This is a genomic window from Vibrio glycogenivorans (assembly GCF_051660965.1).
In the GTDB taxonomy this organism is placed as follows: Bacteria; Pseudomonadota; Gammaproteobacteria; order Enterobacterales; family Vibrionaceae; genus Vibrio.
On record NZ_JBPVIS010000002.1, the window covers coordinates 483,985 to 502,321 of the forward strand.

The following is an 18,337-nucleotide window of genomic DNA, read 5'->3' on the forward strand; positions in this document are numbered from 1 at the left end:
TATATGGACGTAACTAATCGGCTCACGGACGAGCCCATCACCCATTTTATTGGTAAAGAGACGCAGAAGCGCATTGAGGATCACCCCTGTTACTCAAAAAACGCGGCGCAATACGCGCGCATTCATTTACCGGTTGCGCCGGCGTGTAATATTCAATGTAACTACTGTAACCGTAAGTATGACTGCAGTAACGAGTCTCGCCCAGGGGTCGTCTCGCACGTCTTGCAGCCCCTGGATGCACTGGCGCGCTTTCATGCCATCAAGCAGCGTATGCCCAATCTCACTGTGGTCGGCATTGCAGGCCCTGGCGATGCACTGGCCAACCCCAAGATGACGATGCAAACCTTGTCACTGATTCGCCAGTCAGACCCCAATGTGAAGCTGTGCATTTCAACCAATGGCTTAGAATTAGCTCAGTATGCTGAGGAGCTGGCCGAGCTTGGGGTGGATCACTTGACCATCACTATCAATACGCTTGACCCGCAGATTGCCGCCAAAATCTACCCCTGGATCTTCTTTAATCATCGACGATATAAGGGAGAGGAAGCGGGTCAGATACTGATTGAGCAGCAACTTAAAGGACTAGAGGCCGCTCAGCGCGTGGGCATGTTGGTCAAAATTAATACCGTCTTGATCCCGGGGGTAAACACCCAAGGTATTGAAGCGCTGTCACAGGCGTTAAAACAAAAAGGCGCGTTCCTGCACAATATTATGCCGCTGATTTCTCAGCCAGAGCACGGCACGTATTTTGGGATAAACCATACGCCCGAGCCAACAGCAAAGCAGATTGAGGACGCGCGCAGCGCCTCGGTATTACATATGCCGCAAATGACACACTGCCAGCAATGTCGCGCCGATGCCGTCGGCCAGCTTGCCAGCCCTTGCAGTAGCCAAGAAAAGGATGACGTCTATCGCGTTGCAGTGGCCAGTAAAGGCAGTGAGATCATCGATTGTCATTTTGGCCATGCCACACAGATGAACATCTACGACATCACCCCTAATCAAGTTAGTTTTATCGAGTCTCGCCCAGTACAGCAGTATTGCACCGGCAAAGAGGATTGCGAGACACCGCTGCCGATTGACGCTCTTAAAGACTGTCAGCAGGTCCTGAGTGTGCGCATCGGACTAGGGCCTTGGCAAGAGCTCGAGAGCCACGGCGTTATGCCCAACACGGATTTCGCCTACCTAACCGAACAGCAAGCGCTTTCGGCACTGGCGCAATCACTGCACAAGACCGACAAGGTCGTTCCACTTACAACATCGAATCATGAGGTAGTCAATCAATGACCATGACCATCAGTGCCAAATGTGTAGGCTGTCATGCCTGTTATAACGTTTGTCCAAACAAAGCGGTGTATCGCAACCCGGATGGAAAACCAGAGTTTGCGATCCGCCAGCAAAGATGCAATGGCTGCGAGGGGCAATTTGAACAGCGTCAATGCGCTGAGATCTGTCCGATAGAGGAAGCCATCTGTTACCACGGTGAGCCCCTCAACCCGCGCTATTCCCTCACCCCGGCTTAATGCATCACGGAGAACACCTATGATCACACAACAGGAGTATCATATTTGGTCCAACCTACTCTCACGCTTCCAGCAAGGCTTGAGTCGTTTGCCGAATGACTTAGGTCTGAAATCAGAGCGCTGCCAACAGATCCGCGTTGACCTTACGGCTATCGCCACCAAGCAAGGCCAATCACACAACTTTTCACTGCGTGCCAGTGAAAAGGCACAGGTGATGTCCAATGGCAAACACCATGATATCTATCTCGCACTGACCGATGTCCGTCACCAAGAAGAGCAGGATCTTTCTCAACTGCTCAACGAACATCTAAATACTAAACGACAGTACGGACGTGACATGGTCACGCTACTGGCCAAAGCCTCGTTACTGCCTTCTCATCTATGGCAGATCCTTGGGCTCGAGAGCCGCAATCAATTAGGCGAGCTGATCCAGTTTTATTTTCCGACCCTGTTTGCCAAGAATACCCTCAACATGCGCTGGAAACGATTTTTCTATAAACAGTTGTGTGACCAAGGCGGAGACTACGTTTGTCGTGCGCCTAATTGCCTGCATTGCAGTAGTTTTAAGGAATGTTTTGTTACCTAAGAGTTCAAATCACCAAAAGCCGAAGGTCTCAAAACTTCTGTTTTCCTCGTTTTGAGACCTCTAAATGTCGGCCATTTAACCACAACACTTTTTATACTTTTTACCACTGCCACAAGGACAAGGGTCATTTCGCCCAGCTGAGTGATTCTGCCGCTGCATCTTTTGCTGCGCCAGCATCAGCGACAGCTCTGCGGGAGAACGGCCTTGCTTAACCAAACCGCTCATAATCTGCATACGTTGAGCTGAGTGTTGGAAAAATGCATGGTAGCCTTCACACAAGTAATTGTGTCGTGGCTCCCCGCTCGCGCTGGTAATAAAGCGGTGCTTTGGGCAGCCTCCGTTACAGGTGGGTCTAAATGGGCAGGTTTTACATTGATCAGTCAACTTATCATGTTTGTCGCGACCAAAGGTAATGGCCTTATCACTGTTGTTCATCTGCAAAATTGAAGACTCGTGAATGTTGCCTAGTCGGAACTCTGGGTAAACGTAATGGTCACAGCTATACAGATCGCCACTAGACTCTAGAGCAAAGTTGTGACCACATGTTGGTGAAAGCACGCACAAACCCGTTGGTTCACCACACCATGCAGAAAGCGTACTTTCAAACATGTTCACGTGTACCCTACCGATATCACGTTCAACCCATAGGTCAAACATTCGACTTAAAAAGTCACCATAGCGCTTTGGTGGAACTGACCATTCAGTCACTCGGTAATCCATATCAAGATCTGGGTGAATCAGGGTCAAGCCATCTGCCGTCACCTCGTTGCCAAGCTGTTCAACTAAAGGAATAAACTGAAGAAAATTTGAACCGGATTTGACAAGGTACTCATAGACCTCTTCAGGATATTTCGCATTCTCAGCGTTTACGACGGTCAAGGTGTTGAAATCGACGCCATGCTTTTTGAGCAGTTGCATGGCACGATGAACGCGATCATGGGTGGGTTTCCCTGCACGATTGGTCCGGTATTTATCGTGTAGGTGCGCCGGGCCGTCAACTGAGACGCCAACGAGAAAGTTATGTTGTTTGAAAAACTCACACCATTCGTCGTTGATCAATATACCATTGGTTTGAAAGGCATTGTGTACCGTAAGATCTTTCGCATACTTAGCTTGGAACTCGATCGCTTTTCTAAAATAGTCGAGCCCCATAAGCGTCGGCTCTCCTCCTTGCCAAGAGAAAGTCACCTCACCGTTAAACTGCGCCTCAGACTGCTGTCGAATGTAGGTTTCTAGCGTCTCAATCGACATCTTCCAATTTTCTTTGCGCTCTGGATATAAGTGCTCTTTTTCAAGATAAAAGCAGTATTCACAATCAAGGTTGCAAACACTGCTGGATGGTTTCGCCATCACGCGACAGCTATTAGCAAAAGGAGGAGAAGTTGGCAAAGTAGACATGGAAACTCCAAGGGTAAATAATGACGGAACAATAACTGGCGCTCTAACACAGCTATTAATGTCATTATTCTACTGCTTAGGATTTTCCTGGGTGGAAAGTGCCACTTGCCTTTACTTCATCAGAGTAAATTTAGCCTCAACAGACTGCGGGGATGTGCCTGAGAATATAGCGGTGAGATTAAAAATTAACGGCCTTTCTCAGTGACCTTAAATGTATGGTAACCGCTATACTGGCCGCTTTCGTGAGGCTCGAGGTTAGAGGATTGATACACATACCAGCGATCGTTTTTCGCAAGATCGCGCCACTGAGTACCGATCTCTTGCTCTGTTTCAGTAATAATATGTAAACTAACCGCGCTTCTCACGTCAGGAACCACAACCCACATATTTTGTGCAGGCTCCGTCTCGTCAACAACCTGATGAACCACTTGAAACTCCATCGCGGCTCTCTGTCGCTCTGCATGTTTGAACGCTTCTGATTTTGGTTTAAAGCTATCGTTAAGCTGAGCGATATGTTTGAGCTGGAATCGCTGACCCGCTTCTAATTCACCTCGTGTGGCGCGCGCGATCACCTGATTAGGCTCTTCACCCTCAAGCTCACTATACAGCGCTTGACGAAGAGCAAGGTCCTCGGCTTGGAACTTTTTCTCCATCAACTCAGCAACACATATTTCTTGCTGAGACTGATCAAGCTCAAACACCGTTCCCTTCACTTCAAAAAGGCCGCTATCATTAACCGCAGGAATCACCGCAAAACAGTCAGAGTACTCTGTTTGAATTTGTAGAGAAAACGTTGTTGAAGGAGTTGGAGCTTGGCCACATGCGGACAACAGAGCGACAAGTGGTATAAAACATACTTTTTTCATTGATAACACCTTAAAACCGAGTAATCCGTTACCCAAGCATCATCCTTGCGAGAAATTGATTTGATTTAGCGTATCATAGTCTGTTTCTATACAGCATTGACCAGTGAGAAACTGGATCTTTCGTTATAGGAAAGTGGCGTAAACTAGGATTCAAATGATTTACTCACCATCTCCTACTTAACCTAAAAAACCTTATTTTTTAGAACACTAAAAACGTGTCGATGAAGGGGATTGGTTCGATCAACCAATGATGTAATGACCGCCAAGGCAATATCCATTTCATATTTTTCTGCCCCTTGCACTTGGTAGATATCATCACCCGCAAAACTGCCTGGTAATATGGCCGCCGTCCGATTTTCTTTCATCAGGTTGCTCAACAAGGAAAAGTTATCAACGATAGCTTTATAACTGATTTCTTTGGATTGCCTTTTCATCTGACTAATGTATGAGTTTCTTGTTCCTGTCCAATTAGGCAAATCAAGGCGCATAAAATCCCAGTCATCAAGGTTTCCATCCTCAACCTCATTAGCATAGCTAGAATGCACGAATGGCACTAATTTGTCATGTGCAACAACTCTTTGGTGTAAGTCAGAGTCTCTCAATTCACACCAGACATGAACACCGAAATCAATTTCCCTTGCGGCAATTTTTTGCGAAGTATCATGATGCCAGGATACTAATTGGAATCGGGCATTGGGTAGGCTTTTGCTTATCTCCCTATAAATATCTGCTCCCTTTTTATTTATCAATAAATCGGGAAGTGCCATTTTAATATCACCAGTAAAGCTCTTCGGGCAGAAACTGTTCCCTGTCGGCTTAGGTAGTGAATCTAATGCGGCAATAGCGCTTTCCACTATTGGCAGAATTTTAAGGGTGTACTCGGTAGGCTGCAGTCCTGAGGCCGTTCGTTCAAACAATTGAGCATCAAGCTCTTCAGAGAGGCGCGCAATCTGTTTGCTTACAGCACTTTCAGACTTGTTTAACTTTAGTCCTGCAAGTTTTAGACTTTTCTTTTCGCAAAGCGCCAGCAAGGCTCTGAATAAATTTAAATTCTGAGAAACCATTATTTACTAAACACACGTTTCACGTGCCACATTGATAACGAAGTGCTCGATTATACACACCCAAAGTCACAACGAGTATGTGAATATTTTATACGTGTCACAAAATTGACAATGATGCATATAATCAACCGCTTGCATTGCACCTAACCGAACCTCTAGGTTCGATAGCCCTCTCGCATTTTTCTGACCAAAGCACTTCTGTAGCCACCTATTAGGAACACAGACGCCCCCAGCACTGTTCTCAAACAATGCTAGGGGCTATTTGTAAGCTAACTCGAAATATCGAATCTCTATCAAGCCGATTTGAGATTAGATATCAAGTGGCTCAGCAAGACTAACTCTCTGAAATAGCGTGTCTCCACGTTATATAGGTGCGCAGCACATACTCTATCCTGCGCACCTAAATCATGATTACTTAGCCGGTACGTATGGATCTGGCGTACCTGGTGCAATTGGTGGCTCAATTGCAAATGATTCTAAGTGCTCAGTAATGATGTTACTCATTGGCCAGCGAACCCAGAAGTTATTCATTGTTTCACCGGTGTACGGGTACATCTCTTTTGGATCAAGGTACAAGTTATAGAAGCGTGGGAAGTCAAACTCACGTTTCACGTCATTACCTTTATCAACTTCTTTGAACATCATCTTCCAGTTGCGCCATTTCACACCAAAGATGTCATTGCCCACGTAGATCATGAAGCCATCACGGTTCGACTCTTCTTGGTTACCAAGGAAGAACTCTGATTGGTCAACACCATCGATAATACGATCTTCAGGTACCTTACCGCCAACGAAGTTCGCAAACGTTGGGAACATATCCATTAGGTGGATGATCTCGTTAGAACGGCTACCTGCCTCTACGTGACCAGGCCAACGCATGATGAATGGTACACGCAGAGAGGCTTCTAGAGCAGTGAAATGGGTACCACGCCATGGACCACCCCAACCTTCATGACCAGGTAGGAACTCAGGACCATTGTCAGACGTGAAGATGAAGATCGTGTTGTCTGCAATGCCAGCTTCGTCTACGGCATCAAGGATACGGCCTGTGTATGCATCAATCTGCATCAACACGTCACCCCAACGACCATTGCCACTCTTACCGTCATACTCTCTACTTACGTCAACAGGGTAGTGTGGTTGAGTGTAAGGAATGTAGGCAAAGAACGGTTTTTCTTCAGCGGCATTCTTCTTGATGAAGTCGATAGTACGAACGGTAAGCTCTTCATCGAGCTCACGACGCATGTCGTTATCATAGATCGCAATTCTTTCAGGCTCTTGACCAGCGAACGCATGTTTGACGTATGAAGGGCGAGCAAATTCGTTTACACCCTCTTTCCACACTTCGATGAACTGTTGCTGATGAGGCCAGTTACTTTCATCTGAAGAGTTAGGAATACCGTACCACTCATCAAAACCTTGATCCGTTGGGTAACGACCTTGAGTGTGACCTAGGTGCCATTTACCGAACATACCAGTAGCGTAGCCAGCGTCTTTGAACATCTCTGGCATTGCGTATTCCCACTGAGTCAGACCGTATAGACCAGTCGTTACAGGTACAGACATGTTACCTGAACGTACAGGGTAACGACCTGTCATCAGAGAAGCACGGCTAGGAGTACACTGAGCTTCAACGTTAAAGTTGGTCAGCAACATGCCTTCGTCAGCCAGCGCATCAATGCGAGGAGTAGGTGCACCACGAAGCTCACCACCACCATAAACACCTAGCTCACCGTAAGCTAGATTGTCCATAAAAATGAAAATTACGTTTGGCTGTGTGCCTGTAGCTGCAGAAGAAACCTGCTCGCCTGCTGTCGCACCAACCGACATACTCATAGAAACCGCTGTGGCGAGTAAAGTCGCCTTGCCTGCTGTTTGTAGAGCACCCATTTGTTTTATCATATTTATTACCTACGTTAGGATGATTTCAGGGCTTAATTTAACCGTTCTGGTTTTCCTTTGGGGAAATAGCAACTTGAACGAATAGAAAAACACTTCATCCATATTTAATAATTACAATAAAAACACTCAATAATAATTAAATGTAAAAACACTAACGGTAAAGAACCAACATTACAAATAACAATTTATCTAAACCAGCTGAGAAGTATAACCATCAATATTTTAAACAATAAAAAATATTAAAAGTAGATGCACCCAATTACATCAAACCGTGTTTTTTAATCTAAGTTTAATCGCACTTCGAGTCGCCATATGTTGAGGGTTAGACTTATCCCGTTTATGATAAATCAGCTGAAAGGTCACGGGGTGGCTTTCAAAAGGATATTCAAACACATTAAAGTTCATTGCTTTCTTCCAATGCTTGGCAAAGGATTCTGTAACCACTCCCAAATAGTCACTTGATAAAACCATGGTAAGTACACTGGCCATCGACGATGCCTCGACCCGTCCCCGTTGGCGATGTAAACAATCCTTCGTGTACAAGTCTATTAGTTTCACTCCAGCGTTGCGCGCTCTATATGTTACCCACTGCTCGTTAAAAAACTGCTCTTTTGAGAGAGTATTACCCTCTAGCCGAGGGTGTAACTTCCTGCACACCACCACCAGTTTGTCTTGCGCGATTTTTTCCACAATAAAAGCAGGGTCTGTACTTGTAGTAACACCAATGACTATATCTACAATATTTTTACGTAAGTGTTCTAATTCCATTTCTAGTGACTCTAGTGATGGTAAAAAAAGAGTATTGTCTACGTCACCGAGAAAGTGGAGCATCGCCTCAGAACAATAAATTGACAACTCTTTATTTGGAGCCAGAGCCTGATCTATCTTTATTAGTCCAGCCTCTAGCTCAGTAGCTAACATCTTAGCTTGATAAGTTGGCTCTATTCCTCGTCCATTTTTGGCAAATAATTTATAACCAATGTGTTTTTCAAGTCGCTTGATAGATGAGCTAACAGCAGGCTGACTTACTTCTAGTTTTTCTGCCGCCTTTGTATAAGAACCTAGCTGATAGGTAGCGATGAATATGCGAATTAAATTTAGATCTACCATAGCTTAATAACTCATTATTGCTCTTTTATATGTAGCACGTACACACCCCTGCGCATTGTATCTGAATTAACTTTTCCAAATGGAAAGTAACCGCGGCGAAGATTTCAAGTTATCGATTTCGCACAGAGGTACAACCCCACAAACTGCAGCTTGTCCTTCATAATACTCAAAGTAATCAACAACACAGAACCACCTTTATTTGGATTGAACTGCGAGTAATGCTTTGATTTTATTAATTAACCATTTACATTTTTCACTATGACGGTTTTCTTGATAAAGGTATGCATTAACGGGGAACTTACGATTAAAGCGCTTGTCATGTAGCGGCAACATCCTAAGACCGCTTGGTACGGCTTCTTTAGGTTGTTGTATAGTCGGCAACACATAATTGCTCGACCTTATAATCTCATGAACGGTGAGTGCAGATGGGCTCTTAAACTTTATGTCATAACCAAGCTCAGCACGGTCTAAGGCTTCGATAAACAAACCTCGAGAACCCACAGAGGTAATGTTTTGTTCATACATCGCAAATCCATAGGGTAATACCTCCTCTACATATTGGATGGGTTTGGTCAGTGGGTGGTCATCACGAACCAAAAAACAACCTTCCACTTCACCAACTAATATTGAGATTATATCTTTTGGCACGTCAGTTTGATCGAACTGCACCCCCAACTCCACCTCAGAGCGTCTAAGGCGCTCGACTGTATTGCGCGTAAAGTAATCAGCAATAAGGTATGAATTGGGGCAAGAATCTGAAACAAACTGATGTATGCCGAGCGGTAACCATGGTGCAAAGTGCTGACCAAGATCAAGTACAATCGGCCTGGTTATCTCGGCTGGATCAAAACCTTTTACCTCCTCAAATACGCTATCTAAGCGAGAAAGCAATGGTTCTACCTCAACATACAGCTTATGTGACATCTCCGTAGGTTCAAAACCTGATACCGTCTTAAAAAACAACTCGTCTTTTACCAGCGCCTTGAGTTTAGTGAGTTTTAGGCTCAAAGAGGGAGCAGAAAGCCCTACCAGATGCGCCGCCCTTTTGAGGTTGCGCGTCTTGTAGACAACAACAAAGATTCGTAATAAATTTAGATCCCATTTTTTTATATTGGATTTATCTAACATCGTTAGTCACTTTCACGTTGGGCAATACCTATTCGCTTCGAAGTCGACACTCAGCTACTGAGTACGCCTAATAATGTTCATCTTCTCACCCTGTACCAGAGTCAGCTGTTTAGACACGAGTGCATGCAAGGTCTGACGGGTTAAAATCAACATCGAATTACTGCTGATATCCGGCTTATCTTCATATACTTCAATCATTTGATTATCGCGTCGATATTTTGCCCACAGCTCAATATCTGATACGTATAAATATACATCGACTTCATCAAGTTGCGACATCTGTTGCGCCAGAAGTCTCAACCACCAGGTGACTTGTTGAAATCCAGCCAAACCATCTTGCAGTGCCGTCGGGGTTAGCGCACCGCTTTGCATCGCCATTTGCGTTTCTATTACTACCCAAGTCGCACCTTCTGGAGCGTTACCTTGTTGGCTAAACCCTGGGTGGAGAAGGCATGCTGTTGTATATTGTGATACCAGCAATATTGATAACAATAGCGCCTGTCTTGCTAATTTATTCAAAATACCTCTCAACATAAAACAAAGGGAGCCTTAGCTCCCTTGTATTGAATTGCGCTCAATTAACCGTTAAGAAGGCTGATCAAGAATTTAAGACCTTCATCATTCTGCCAGTCATACACAATATCAAACATGCTCATCAGCTCGTCGGCTTGTTCAACGCTGCCTGAAACAATCGAAGCTTCACCCGCTTGTACCATCAAGCCAATGGTCGACAAGTTATTGTACAACTTGGTAAACGTTGCCTCGCCCATTCGCACAACTACATCAGCGTCGTCAATGTTTTCACTTGAATATGAGACCCCATTACGGATCTTCAGTGCCATTGCATCGCCATTATCAAACTGGAAACCTATTTTTGCTGCCGTATTGCCTGCTTTCTCGTGATTCAGGCGAATGCGATAATTATCTACATAATTGGTGACGTCCGCGGCAACAGCTTCTGGCATCGCAGGCAGTGAGCCAGGCAGAGCAACTTCACCTTTTAGGATTCGCGCTTGGGTCAGATACCAAGAACGTAAATTGTGAGACATGGTGGACTCGGCCATCGCATACATGGCATCTACTTTGAAGTCGATACTTGGCTGATGGCTAGCATCGTAGTTTACCAGATGCTTACCCATCTTAAGCGCGTAGTGGAAATTACCTTTTGCCATCTCACCTTTGGCAAATTCAAGTGCCTTCTCCTGACCACCGATCGCACGGATGATCATGTCCGCTTCCGCTTCTGGGTGCATCGGAACCGCATCAGCAACCTCTCCATTGAAAGATCCTATCACCGCTGAATAAATCTGCGGCACCATTGTGACGATTTCACCGTAGTTCTGACGTAAATTTGGATGTTCAACAATCACTTCTGGTAATTTCACGTTATGTGCCGCCACGGAACGAGTTTCACCCTTCACCATTTGTAGCAGGGTTTGGTTTAGTACCGACGTGATGCCATCTTTAAAGGTGTGGATAAGCTCCATAGAAGCCTCTGCACCATTAACCGATTTTGAGTGCGTGTTAAGCAGAATGTTCGGCTCTAATGATTCAACCAGCTCTAACGCATCAACCCAACCCTGTGGATTACGATACGCGCCCCCGCGAATTGAGTAGAGGTTTGGGTACCAACCCCAAACCGCGTTGTTCATTACAATGCCCTGATCTGGAATGTGCGCAGTCACATTGTTCGCAGAATCCGTTCCGATGCCGTCTACGTAGAAAACGAACTTACGCCCATCAATGGTGATCTCTTGGCCGTTTTCGGTAATAGGCGTGTTGACGTCAACTAACCCTTTTGGCTTGGTCACATCAATGTCATGCGTGTAGCCGATGGATTGAGGACCTTCAGGTTCGATAAATGAGTAAAATTGGTTCAGTGTTCGCGGTAACAGCACATCAGAAGCTTCTTTGTGAAGTGCCACACCGACTGCCGAAGCGCGTACCGAGGCATTATGGTTGTAATGTCCAATGATCATGATATCGGTATTGCCACGCTTCGCTTCCTCATCCACAAACAGCTGTGCACCGCCGACATAGTGTTCATGAGAGTAGATCATCGCGACGATAGGTTTATCCGTTTGCTCACGAAAAGCGTTGTAAAACATTTCCCCATCATGAAGGTCATCACCGGCGTCATAAATTACAATACCATTGTCTGTTTCTACATAATGGACATTAATGATACCGCCGGCATTAAAGGAGTGGACACCAGGAGCCACTTTTTCGTGAGTCATTTGATTTGGCGTGTAGTAACCTAATACCTTATCACCATTGACAATTTCTTGATGCATCTCGTCTGAGATCAAAGCACCGTTAGGGGCAACCTTAGTGGCTCGTTGACCATCGTAATATGGTGAGGTCGCATTCAGATACTCAATCGTATCAAGCGGCGCTGCAGTCGCGCCAAATGAGATGATACCCATTAGGCTAGCCAGGAGAGTTTTTTTCACAGGGTTGTTTCTTTAGTTGTTGGAATTAGGCGTAGCATAGGCAGTTCAACGTGTTGAAGAAACCACAATAATTTAAACTCGGTGTTTAACTTTTTTATGCCAAACTGAGGCAATCAGTCAAAGGATAGCGCCGCCAACTGGACTATCGCTGGAAAATCATTCCGATTCACCAAGCACCCAATAATGTACTGATAAACTCATCGTTATCTGTGGTAAAGTTCCCTCCCCTGACTGTATTGGCAACAGCTCAAATCCCATTTTAGATGTATTCTTAGATGGTGAACCCACAGAATTAGAAACAACAAAGACCAAGAAACCAAGTATGCCGTTTACTAAGTTATCCCTAAATAATCAGTTAATTACAGCGCTACCTGATACATTCCGTGAACCAACGGAAATTCAGACACTCGCCATTCCGGCTATTTTGCAACACAAGGATGTATTAGCAATTGCTCGGACAGGAAGCGGCAAAACGTTGGCTTATGGCTTACCTCTGCTAGAGCAAATTCTCGCGATGCCTTCACAGAGCCAAGCTCTAATCCTTGTTCCTACCCGCGAGCTCGCAACACAAATTCATGACACCTTGTGTATGGTTGCTCGCAATAGCGATATTCGACCTATGTGTGTGTTAGGCGGCGTGGATAAAGAACAACAGAAAAACGAGTTTGCCGAAGGCCGTGAAGTTATCGTAGCGACACCTGGTCGGCTTCTTGATCTGATAACAAATGACGCTATCGACGTGAGTAAAATCGCTCACTTGGTTCTTGATGAAGCGGATCGCATGTTAGAAATGGGATTTTGGACGGACGTCGAGCGCATCATTCAGATGCTGCCAGCAAAGCGCCAAACTCTGATGTTCTCAGCCACATTTCCCGAGCCACTCGAGCTAAAAGCAAAAACCATACTTCATTCCCCGCTATTCATTGAGGCAAAGAAAACATCAGAGAGCAAAGCTGAGATCAAAGAGACTCTGTACCTAGTCAATAAGGGCAGCAAAACCAAAGCGCTGATTGACCAAATAACCCGCAACAACTGGCGTCAGGTTTTGGTCTTTATCGGAGCTAAAGATAATGCCGATGCGTTATGTAAGAAGCTGACCAAGGCCGGGCTGTCTGCAGCGGCATTACATGGCAACAAAGATCAGGCAGAGCGAGAGTCGATTCTTGAGCTATTCAAAAAGCAGAAGGTGAAAGTCCTTATAGCAACCGATTTACTCGCTCGCGGTATCCACATCGAACGTTTACCAGTTGTGATCAACTTTGAGCTGCCATCTCATCCAGAGACCTATGTCCACCGAGTCGGTCGTACCGCAAGGGCTGGTCAGACAGGTATCGCCGTTTCTCTGGTTTGCCATGGCGAGACAGAATATTTAATCGCCATCAGAAAGACCACGCTACGTGAGCTGACCTTAAAAGAGCTCGACGGATTTCCAGTCACCGATAAGCCTTCTACTGGAGAAAGCAAGCGGGCTCCAAGAGATAAGCAAGCCAATCGAAGAACCAACAAGAAAAAGAGCATTAAGCAATTTCAGGGAAAGCCCAAACGGTCTTAAAAATATCCCGGTCATTTTGAGCTAAGAGTTCGAGTTAGCTCAAAAGAAAAACTGAAGAGATAGGACCACTAGATTATTTTTTGTACTTATTTTCAGCACCTTAGTAATGTGCAGAGTGATCTTTGTTCGTCATTGAGGCTGGTTATATCTAACGACTGAAGCACGACGCACCAAAATCGGCAAAAATAATTTATGTGGTCCAGGAACAAAGCTTGGATCATCAGCAAGCTTAAGTGACAGGTTCACCGCTTCATTGGCCATGATCTGGATCGGGTAGCGAATGGTGGTCAAGCGAGGATAGATAAAGCGGGCGATATGGCCATCGTCAAAGCCGATCACCGACATATCATCGGGTACCTGATAGCCATTTTCTTGCAACAGTGCTAAGCACCCTGCCGCCATGTAGTCATTGTAAGCAGCGATTGCAGAAATCGGAATGTTCTTGGCTAGTAGGTTTACCGCGCACTGCTCGCCGCCCATTTCATCAGGGTCACCATACTCTATATACTCTTCACGCACTTCGATACCGTTATTCTTCAGTGCATCGATATAGCCTCTTTTTCTGTCATGAGCATCTTCGATATCGTGACCAGAGCATAAATAGCCAATATGACGGTGACCATGCTGGATCAGGTGTTCAGTGGCCATATAGGCCCCCTTGTAGTTGTCCAGCGCGATACAGCGGTCTGCGATGGCTGGCACGACTCGGTTGATCAATACCAGACCTGGGGTCTCTGTAGCAAAAGAGACCAGCTCCTGATCATCTAATCCTTTACTGTGAATTACCAATGAGTTACAGCGACTGTTGATCAGCAAGTTAATCGCATTTCTTTCTTTACTTGGGTCATGATAACCACTACCGATCAACAGCTGCTTTTCTTGTTCGCTGGCAACGGTATCAATCGCTTTGATCATCGTGCCGAAAAAGGGAGCACTTGCATCGTTAACCAGAACGCCGATGGCATTGGTGGACTTACTAACCAGTGCTCGCGCATTCTGGTTGGGGCGATACCCAAGCTTGGCCATTGCCTTTTGCACGGCATCTATTGCGGATTGACTGGTATTGGGTGAGTTATTGATCGCTCGTGAAGCGGTTGCGATAGACACGCCTGCTTCTTTAGCGACATCTTTTATCGTTGCCATGAAAGTCCCTATGTTTGCCCTGAGGTATTTAACAATGCCCAATGCTGGAACACAAGTCGCAGCGGTCAAACAACCAAGAAAAATCCCCAAGCATTGGCTTGGGGATAGTACTTTTATCTCAATCTAACGGAACCTGACGCTATAGCGATAATGATTGTCAGAGAGCTGGTAGGCTGCATGGACACTTGGACTCCATGAGTCGTCGCCACCGACTCCCATCTGTTGATGATCAATTCGTAGATACAAGGCTGACTCTTTCTCCAACTCATTAGTGTGCTTAGCTGCTGCAAGCTGACCCAAAGAGTATTGACTCGTGCTGAAGTGGAACCCTCCCATGACCTCAAGACCTGCCACCTTGAGCCATTGTGTGTCGCAGCGCAAGCCATTTTCTGAGGGGAACACATACGGTGTATGCATTGCATCTATTGGCGCAACATGGTGACCAAAGCGGGCTGCGGCCAGTCGGTCTGGATAGTTTTCATGCGGCCCCAGTCCTTTCCACTCGACCACATCAGTATCACTCACCTGACACTCCATGCCAATCCTCGGCATCGGCGGAAGGTGGTCAGCGAGCTCGACGTCGACGCTGACCTGCATCTCACCGCTGCCAAGGATGGTATAGGTCCATAGCGTCATCGCTTGAATTTCACCTGCGTAACGATAGGCAAAACGAGACTGGATTTGCGCGCTCTGACCAACGGCTTGTGCTTTACATTCAATGCACTCTCGCTGCCACTGACCAATACCCGCCAAATCCCAGCGACAGACCCAGGCATTAGGATCAATCATATCGACTTCACTCACGCCAATATCATTATCCAGCGGCGCTCGATAGAAATTATCGGTCAGAGGCGCCACCAGCTTATCCTGACCGTGCTGTTGCCACTGGGCCAACATGCCGGTTTTTGTGTCCCATCGCCACTGTGACTCACCGGCCGAAACCGTGATGCTGTCATCGTGAACGGCGAGTTCAGATATTGAGGTAACCTCTTGCAAAGGCATGGACAATCCACTGTAGTTGGTCAGCGCGAACTGCTCCGAAGCGAGTACATGGCCCGCTTCAGACCAAGCGGTTTGGCGAACATGCGTAATATCGGTATTTAAGTGATAACGAGCACCTGACTTTGGTTTAAAGTCGATATCCAAACTCATGGTTTGCTCACTGTCAGCCTCGATGTCTAGCGCTAGGGTTCCATTTTGTACCTCAAGCCCGTCCTCAAGGAGCGACCAACTAAGCTGTTCATTGTCGGTGGCGCGGAAAAGGTTCTCATTGTGTACAGTCAGGGAATAACGCCCATGAGCCTGTTCGAGGAGCTTAACCGTGATCATACGCTGACAAAACTTGGCCTCTTCAAGTGTTGGGTGAGGCGTTCTGTCAGGGAAGACGAGGCCATTGATGCAGAATTGGCGATCGTTGACATCATCGCCAAAGTCACCGCCATAGGCCCAATATTGGCTTCCTTGATCGTCCGTTTTGGTAATGCCCTGATCAACCCAATCCCAAATGAAACCGCCTTGCAAACGTGGGTACTCACGAAATGCATGCCAGTACTCTTCGAAGCTGCCAAGACTGTTACCCATCGCGTGTGCATACTCACATAAGATCAATGGGCGCCGCTCAGTCGGTAGTGAGACCCACTTCTTGATTGGCCACTTTGGCACCGCTTCATCTTCAATGAGCGTGTTCACCCGCGCATACATGGGGGCAATAATATCCGTCGCGGTGGTATTTGAGCCCCCACCTTCGTACTGCACCGGGCGCGATGGGTCAAATTGCTTTGACCATCCATACATAGCGTTATGGTTGGCACCATGACCAGACTCATTACCCAAAGACCATAAGATGATCGAGGCGTGGTTTTTGTCACGCATTACCATCTGTGTGTATCGCTCCATAAACGCATTGGCCCACTGGGGATCGCTCGACAAGCGATTCATCGGTTGCATCCCGTGAGTTTCAATATTCGCCTCATCACACACATACAAGCCGTACTCATCACACAGCTCATACCAACGAGGATGGTTAGGGTAATGTGCCGTGCGCACAGCGTTGAAGTTATTCTGTTTAAGCAGACGAATATCCTCAATCATATCCGCCTCAGTCATCACATGGCCAAGCTCAGGGTGATGCTCATGACGATTGACCCCACGGATCAAAAGCGCTTTTCCATTTAGCTTCAACTGCCCTGCGTTTATTTCGATTTTACGAAAACCAACCTGATAGGCTTCGCTTTCAAGATGAGCGCCTTGGGCATCGAGCAGCGTCACCACCAATCGATAAAGATTTGGCACTTCTGCAGACCAGAGCTTGGGCTCACGGATTGAAAGGGTTTGGAACACGACATCGTTGAAAGTGCCGCGCTCATCGATACGACGGTTATTTGGGCCTGCGGTAATAGGCTTGCTTACTGCCTGCTGGCCATCAAACAATTGCAACTGGATCTGATGGTCCTCTGGGGCCGAAATCTTGGTTTCAACTTGCAGCCAACCATCACGGTAGCAAGGATCGAGATCTGGGGTGATAAACACATCTTCGATGCAGCACTTGGGCTTAGCCAGCAGAGTGACATCGCGGAAGATACCGCTTAGCCACCACATGTCCTGATCTTCAAGGTAGCTCCCATCGCTCCAGCGCATCACCATGACCGCCAGGGTATTGCGCCCGGAAATCACATACGGCGATAAATCAAACTCTGCAGGCAAGCGGCTATCTTGACTGTAACCGACCCACTGGCCATTACACCAAAGGTGAAACGCTGAGTTTACCCCATCAAAGATCACCCGTTGAGTTTGCTCGCGATCGGTACTGGTTAAGCTAAACTCGGTACGATAGCACCCAGTCGGGTTGTCGGCAGGGACATACGGTGGGTTGACCTCAAATGGGTATTTGATGTTGGCGTAGATAGGCTTATCGTAACCTTGCAGTTGCCAGTTTGATGGCACAGTGATCTTGTCCCACTGCTCATCATCAAACGACGATTCAATAAACTGACAGTCCACAGCTTCTGGCGCGTTGAACAGTTTGAATTTCCATTCACCATTCAATGAGCGGCGATGCGCGTTTTCACCTCGCAATGCATCATCAATACTGCGAAAACTCGCAAGTGGGCTGTGGGCTTTTAGGCAATGTAGATTGACTGTCTGAGGGTTTTCCCAGTCACGTCTTTGGATAAGGTCAGAAAATGCCATGCGATATGATCCTAGTCTATCATCTGTGCAAGTCGTGCTTATCTGGCCTCGACAAAGGCCAGCAGATACTGCACAAATGTTTGTAATAATATGTCTTTGCTTGAATTAAACCTTTCAAGCTAATTTGGATTAGGTAACGCCGTTTGTCGCATTGCAGCAATCTCAAGGCACTGCGTCTGCTCATTCAGCTTAAATGTGGAGAACGGCTGTGTTTGTGAGTCCAGTATCAATTTTGAGGAAAAGGAGCCGACAACTCGGTCAGCGGTATTGAACTCAAGTCGACACAGTACGCCACACCGAACTCTTGGCTTTCTTGTGCTGCTTGCAGAGAAACCCAAGTGATTGTTGCAATGGGAAGAGCAAGTAGCGGTGCGATGACTAGATTCATTGTCGGCTCCTTTTATTAGTGATGGGGCGCTCCCC

15 protein-coding genes are annotated in these 18,337 nt (G+C 46.4%); 4 read left to right on the forward strand and 11 right to left on the reverse strand.

Annotated features, from left to right (window positions below; all coding sequences use genetic code 11):
* Positions 1 to 3: 3 nt before the first annotated feature.
* Genes nifB through ACSTTG_RS06920 form a run of 3 tightly spaced genes read left to right on the forward strand, consistent with a single transcriptional unit; the run spans position 4 to position 2,109 of the window.
* Positions 4 to 1,287 (forward strand): nitrogenase cofactor biosynthesis protein NifB, encoded by a 1,284-nt coding sequence (gene nifB, locus ACSTTG_RS06910; RefSeq protein WP_438474244.1) that lies wholly within the window; start codon positions 4 to 6, stop codon positions 1,285 to 1,287.
* Positions 1,284 to 1,523, forward strand: a complete 240-nt coding sequence (locus ACSTTG_RS06915) for a 4Fe-4S dicluster domain-containing protein (protein WP_438457990.1) — start codon at positions 1,284 to 1,286, stop codon at positions 1,521 to 1,523. The genes nifB and ACSTTG_RS06915 overlap by 4 nt, the downstream gene beginning before the upstream one ends.
* 19 nt (positions 1,524 to 1,542) lie before the next feature.
* Positions 1,543 to 2,109, forward strand: coding sequence for a nitrogen fixation protein NifQ (locus ACSTTG_RS06920; RefSeq protein ID WP_438457989.1), 567 nt, complete (start codon positions 1,543 to 1,545; stop codon positions 2,107 to 2,109).
* Positions 2,110 to 2,184: 75 nt separating this feature from the next.
* Here ACSTTG_RS06920 and ACSTTG_RS06925 read toward each other — a convergent pair whose 3' ends face one another.
* The 8 genes from ACSTTG_RS06925 to ACSTTG_RS06960 form a co-directional block, all read right to left on the reverse strand.
* Positions 2,185 to 3,507 (reverse strand): anaerobic sulfatase maturase, encoded by a 1,323-nt coding sequence (locus ACSTTG_RS06925; protein ID WP_438474245.1) that lies wholly within the window; start codon positions 3,505 to 3,507, stop codon positions 2,185 to 2,187.
* Positions 3,508 to 3,692: 185 nt separating this feature from the next.
* On the reverse strand, positions 3,693 to 4,373 hold the full coding sequence (locus ACSTTG_RS06930; protein ID WP_438474246.1) for a hypothetical protein: 681 nt from the start codon (positions 4,371 to 4,373) through the stop codon (positions 3,693 to 3,695).
* Between the two features lie 182 nt (positions 4,374 to 4,555).
* Positions 4,556 to 5,437 carry a LysR family transcriptional regulator gene (locus tag ACSTTG_RS06935; protein WP_438457986.1) on the reverse strand — a complete coding sequence of 294 codons (882 nt, stop codon included), beginning with the start codon at positions 5,435 to 5,437 and terminating at the stop codon, positions 4,556 to 4,558.
* A 411-nt stretch (positions 5,438 to 5,848) separates the two neighbouring features.
* A complete protein-coding gene (locus tag ACSTTG_RS06940) occupies positions 5,849 to 7,339 on the reverse strand; it encodes an arylsulfatase (RefSeq protein ID WP_438457985.1) in 1,491 nt (496 codons plus the stop codon).
* Between the two features lie 264 nt (positions 7,340 to 7,603).
* Positions 7,604 to 8,449: a LysR family transcriptional regulator gene (locus ACSTTG_RS06945; protein ID WP_438474247.1), complete on the reverse strand. Its 846-nt coding sequence runs from the start codon at positions 8,447 to 8,449 to the stop codon at positions 7,604 to 7,606.
* A 195-nt stretch (positions 8,450 to 8,644) separates the two neighbouring features.
* Positions 8,645 to 9,577, reverse strand: a complete 933-nt coding sequence (locus tag ACSTTG_RS06950) for a LysR family transcriptional regulator (protein ID WP_438457983.1) — start codon at positions 9,575 to 9,577, stop codon at positions 8,645 to 8,647.
* 54 nt (positions 9,578 to 9,631) lie between these two features.
* On the reverse strand, positions 9,632 to 10,096 hold the full coding sequence (locus tag ACSTTG_RS06955) for a hypothetical protein (protein WP_438457982.1): 465 nt from the start codon (positions 10,094 to 10,096) through the stop codon (positions 9,632 to 9,634).
* 59 nt (positions 10,097 to 10,155) lie between these two features.
* Positions 10,156 to 12,030, reverse strand: coding sequence for an alkyl sulfatase dimerization domain-containing protein (locus ACSTTG_RS06960; protein ID WP_438474248.1), 1,875 nt, complete (start codon positions 12,028 to 12,030; stop codon positions 10,156 to 10,158).
* Between the two features lie 322 nt (positions 12,031 to 12,352).
* Between ACSTTG_RS06960 and ACSTTG_RS06965 the strand changes: the two genes are divergently transcribed.
* Complete coding sequence (locus ACSTTG_RS06965) at positions 12,353 to 13,582, forward strand: DEAD/DEAH box helicase (protein ID WP_438474250.1); 1,230 nt, start codon at positions 12,353 to 12,355, stop codon at positions 13,580 to 13,582.
* Positions 13,583 to 13,711: 129 nt separating this feature from the next.
* On the opposite strand, the gene ACSTTG_RS06970 is transcribed toward ACSTTG_RS06965, so the two are convergent.
* The 3 genes from ACSTTG_RS06970 to ACSTTG_RS06980 form a co-directional block, all read right to left on the reverse strand.
* Positions 13,712 to 14,725, reverse strand: coding sequence for a substrate-binding domain-containing protein (locus ACSTTG_RS06970; RefSeq protein WP_438474251.1), 1,014 nt, complete (start codon positions 14,723 to 14,725; stop codon positions 13,712 to 13,714).
* Positions 14,726 to 14,848: 123 nt separating this feature from the next.
* Complete coding sequence (locus tag ACSTTG_RS06975) at positions 14,849 to 17,914, reverse strand: beta-galactosidase (RefSeq protein ID WP_438474252.1); 3,066 nt, start codon at positions 17,912 to 17,914, stop codon at positions 14,849 to 14,851.
* A 226-nt stretch (positions 17,915 to 18,140) separates the two neighbouring features.
* Positions 18,141 to 18,302 (reverse strand): hypothetical protein, encoded by a 162-nt coding sequence (locus ACSTTG_RS06980; RefSeq protein ID WP_438474253.1) that lies wholly within the window; start codon positions 18,300 to 18,302, stop codon positions 18,141 to 18,143.
* Between the last annotated feature and the right edge of the window lie 35 nt (positions 18,303 to 18,337).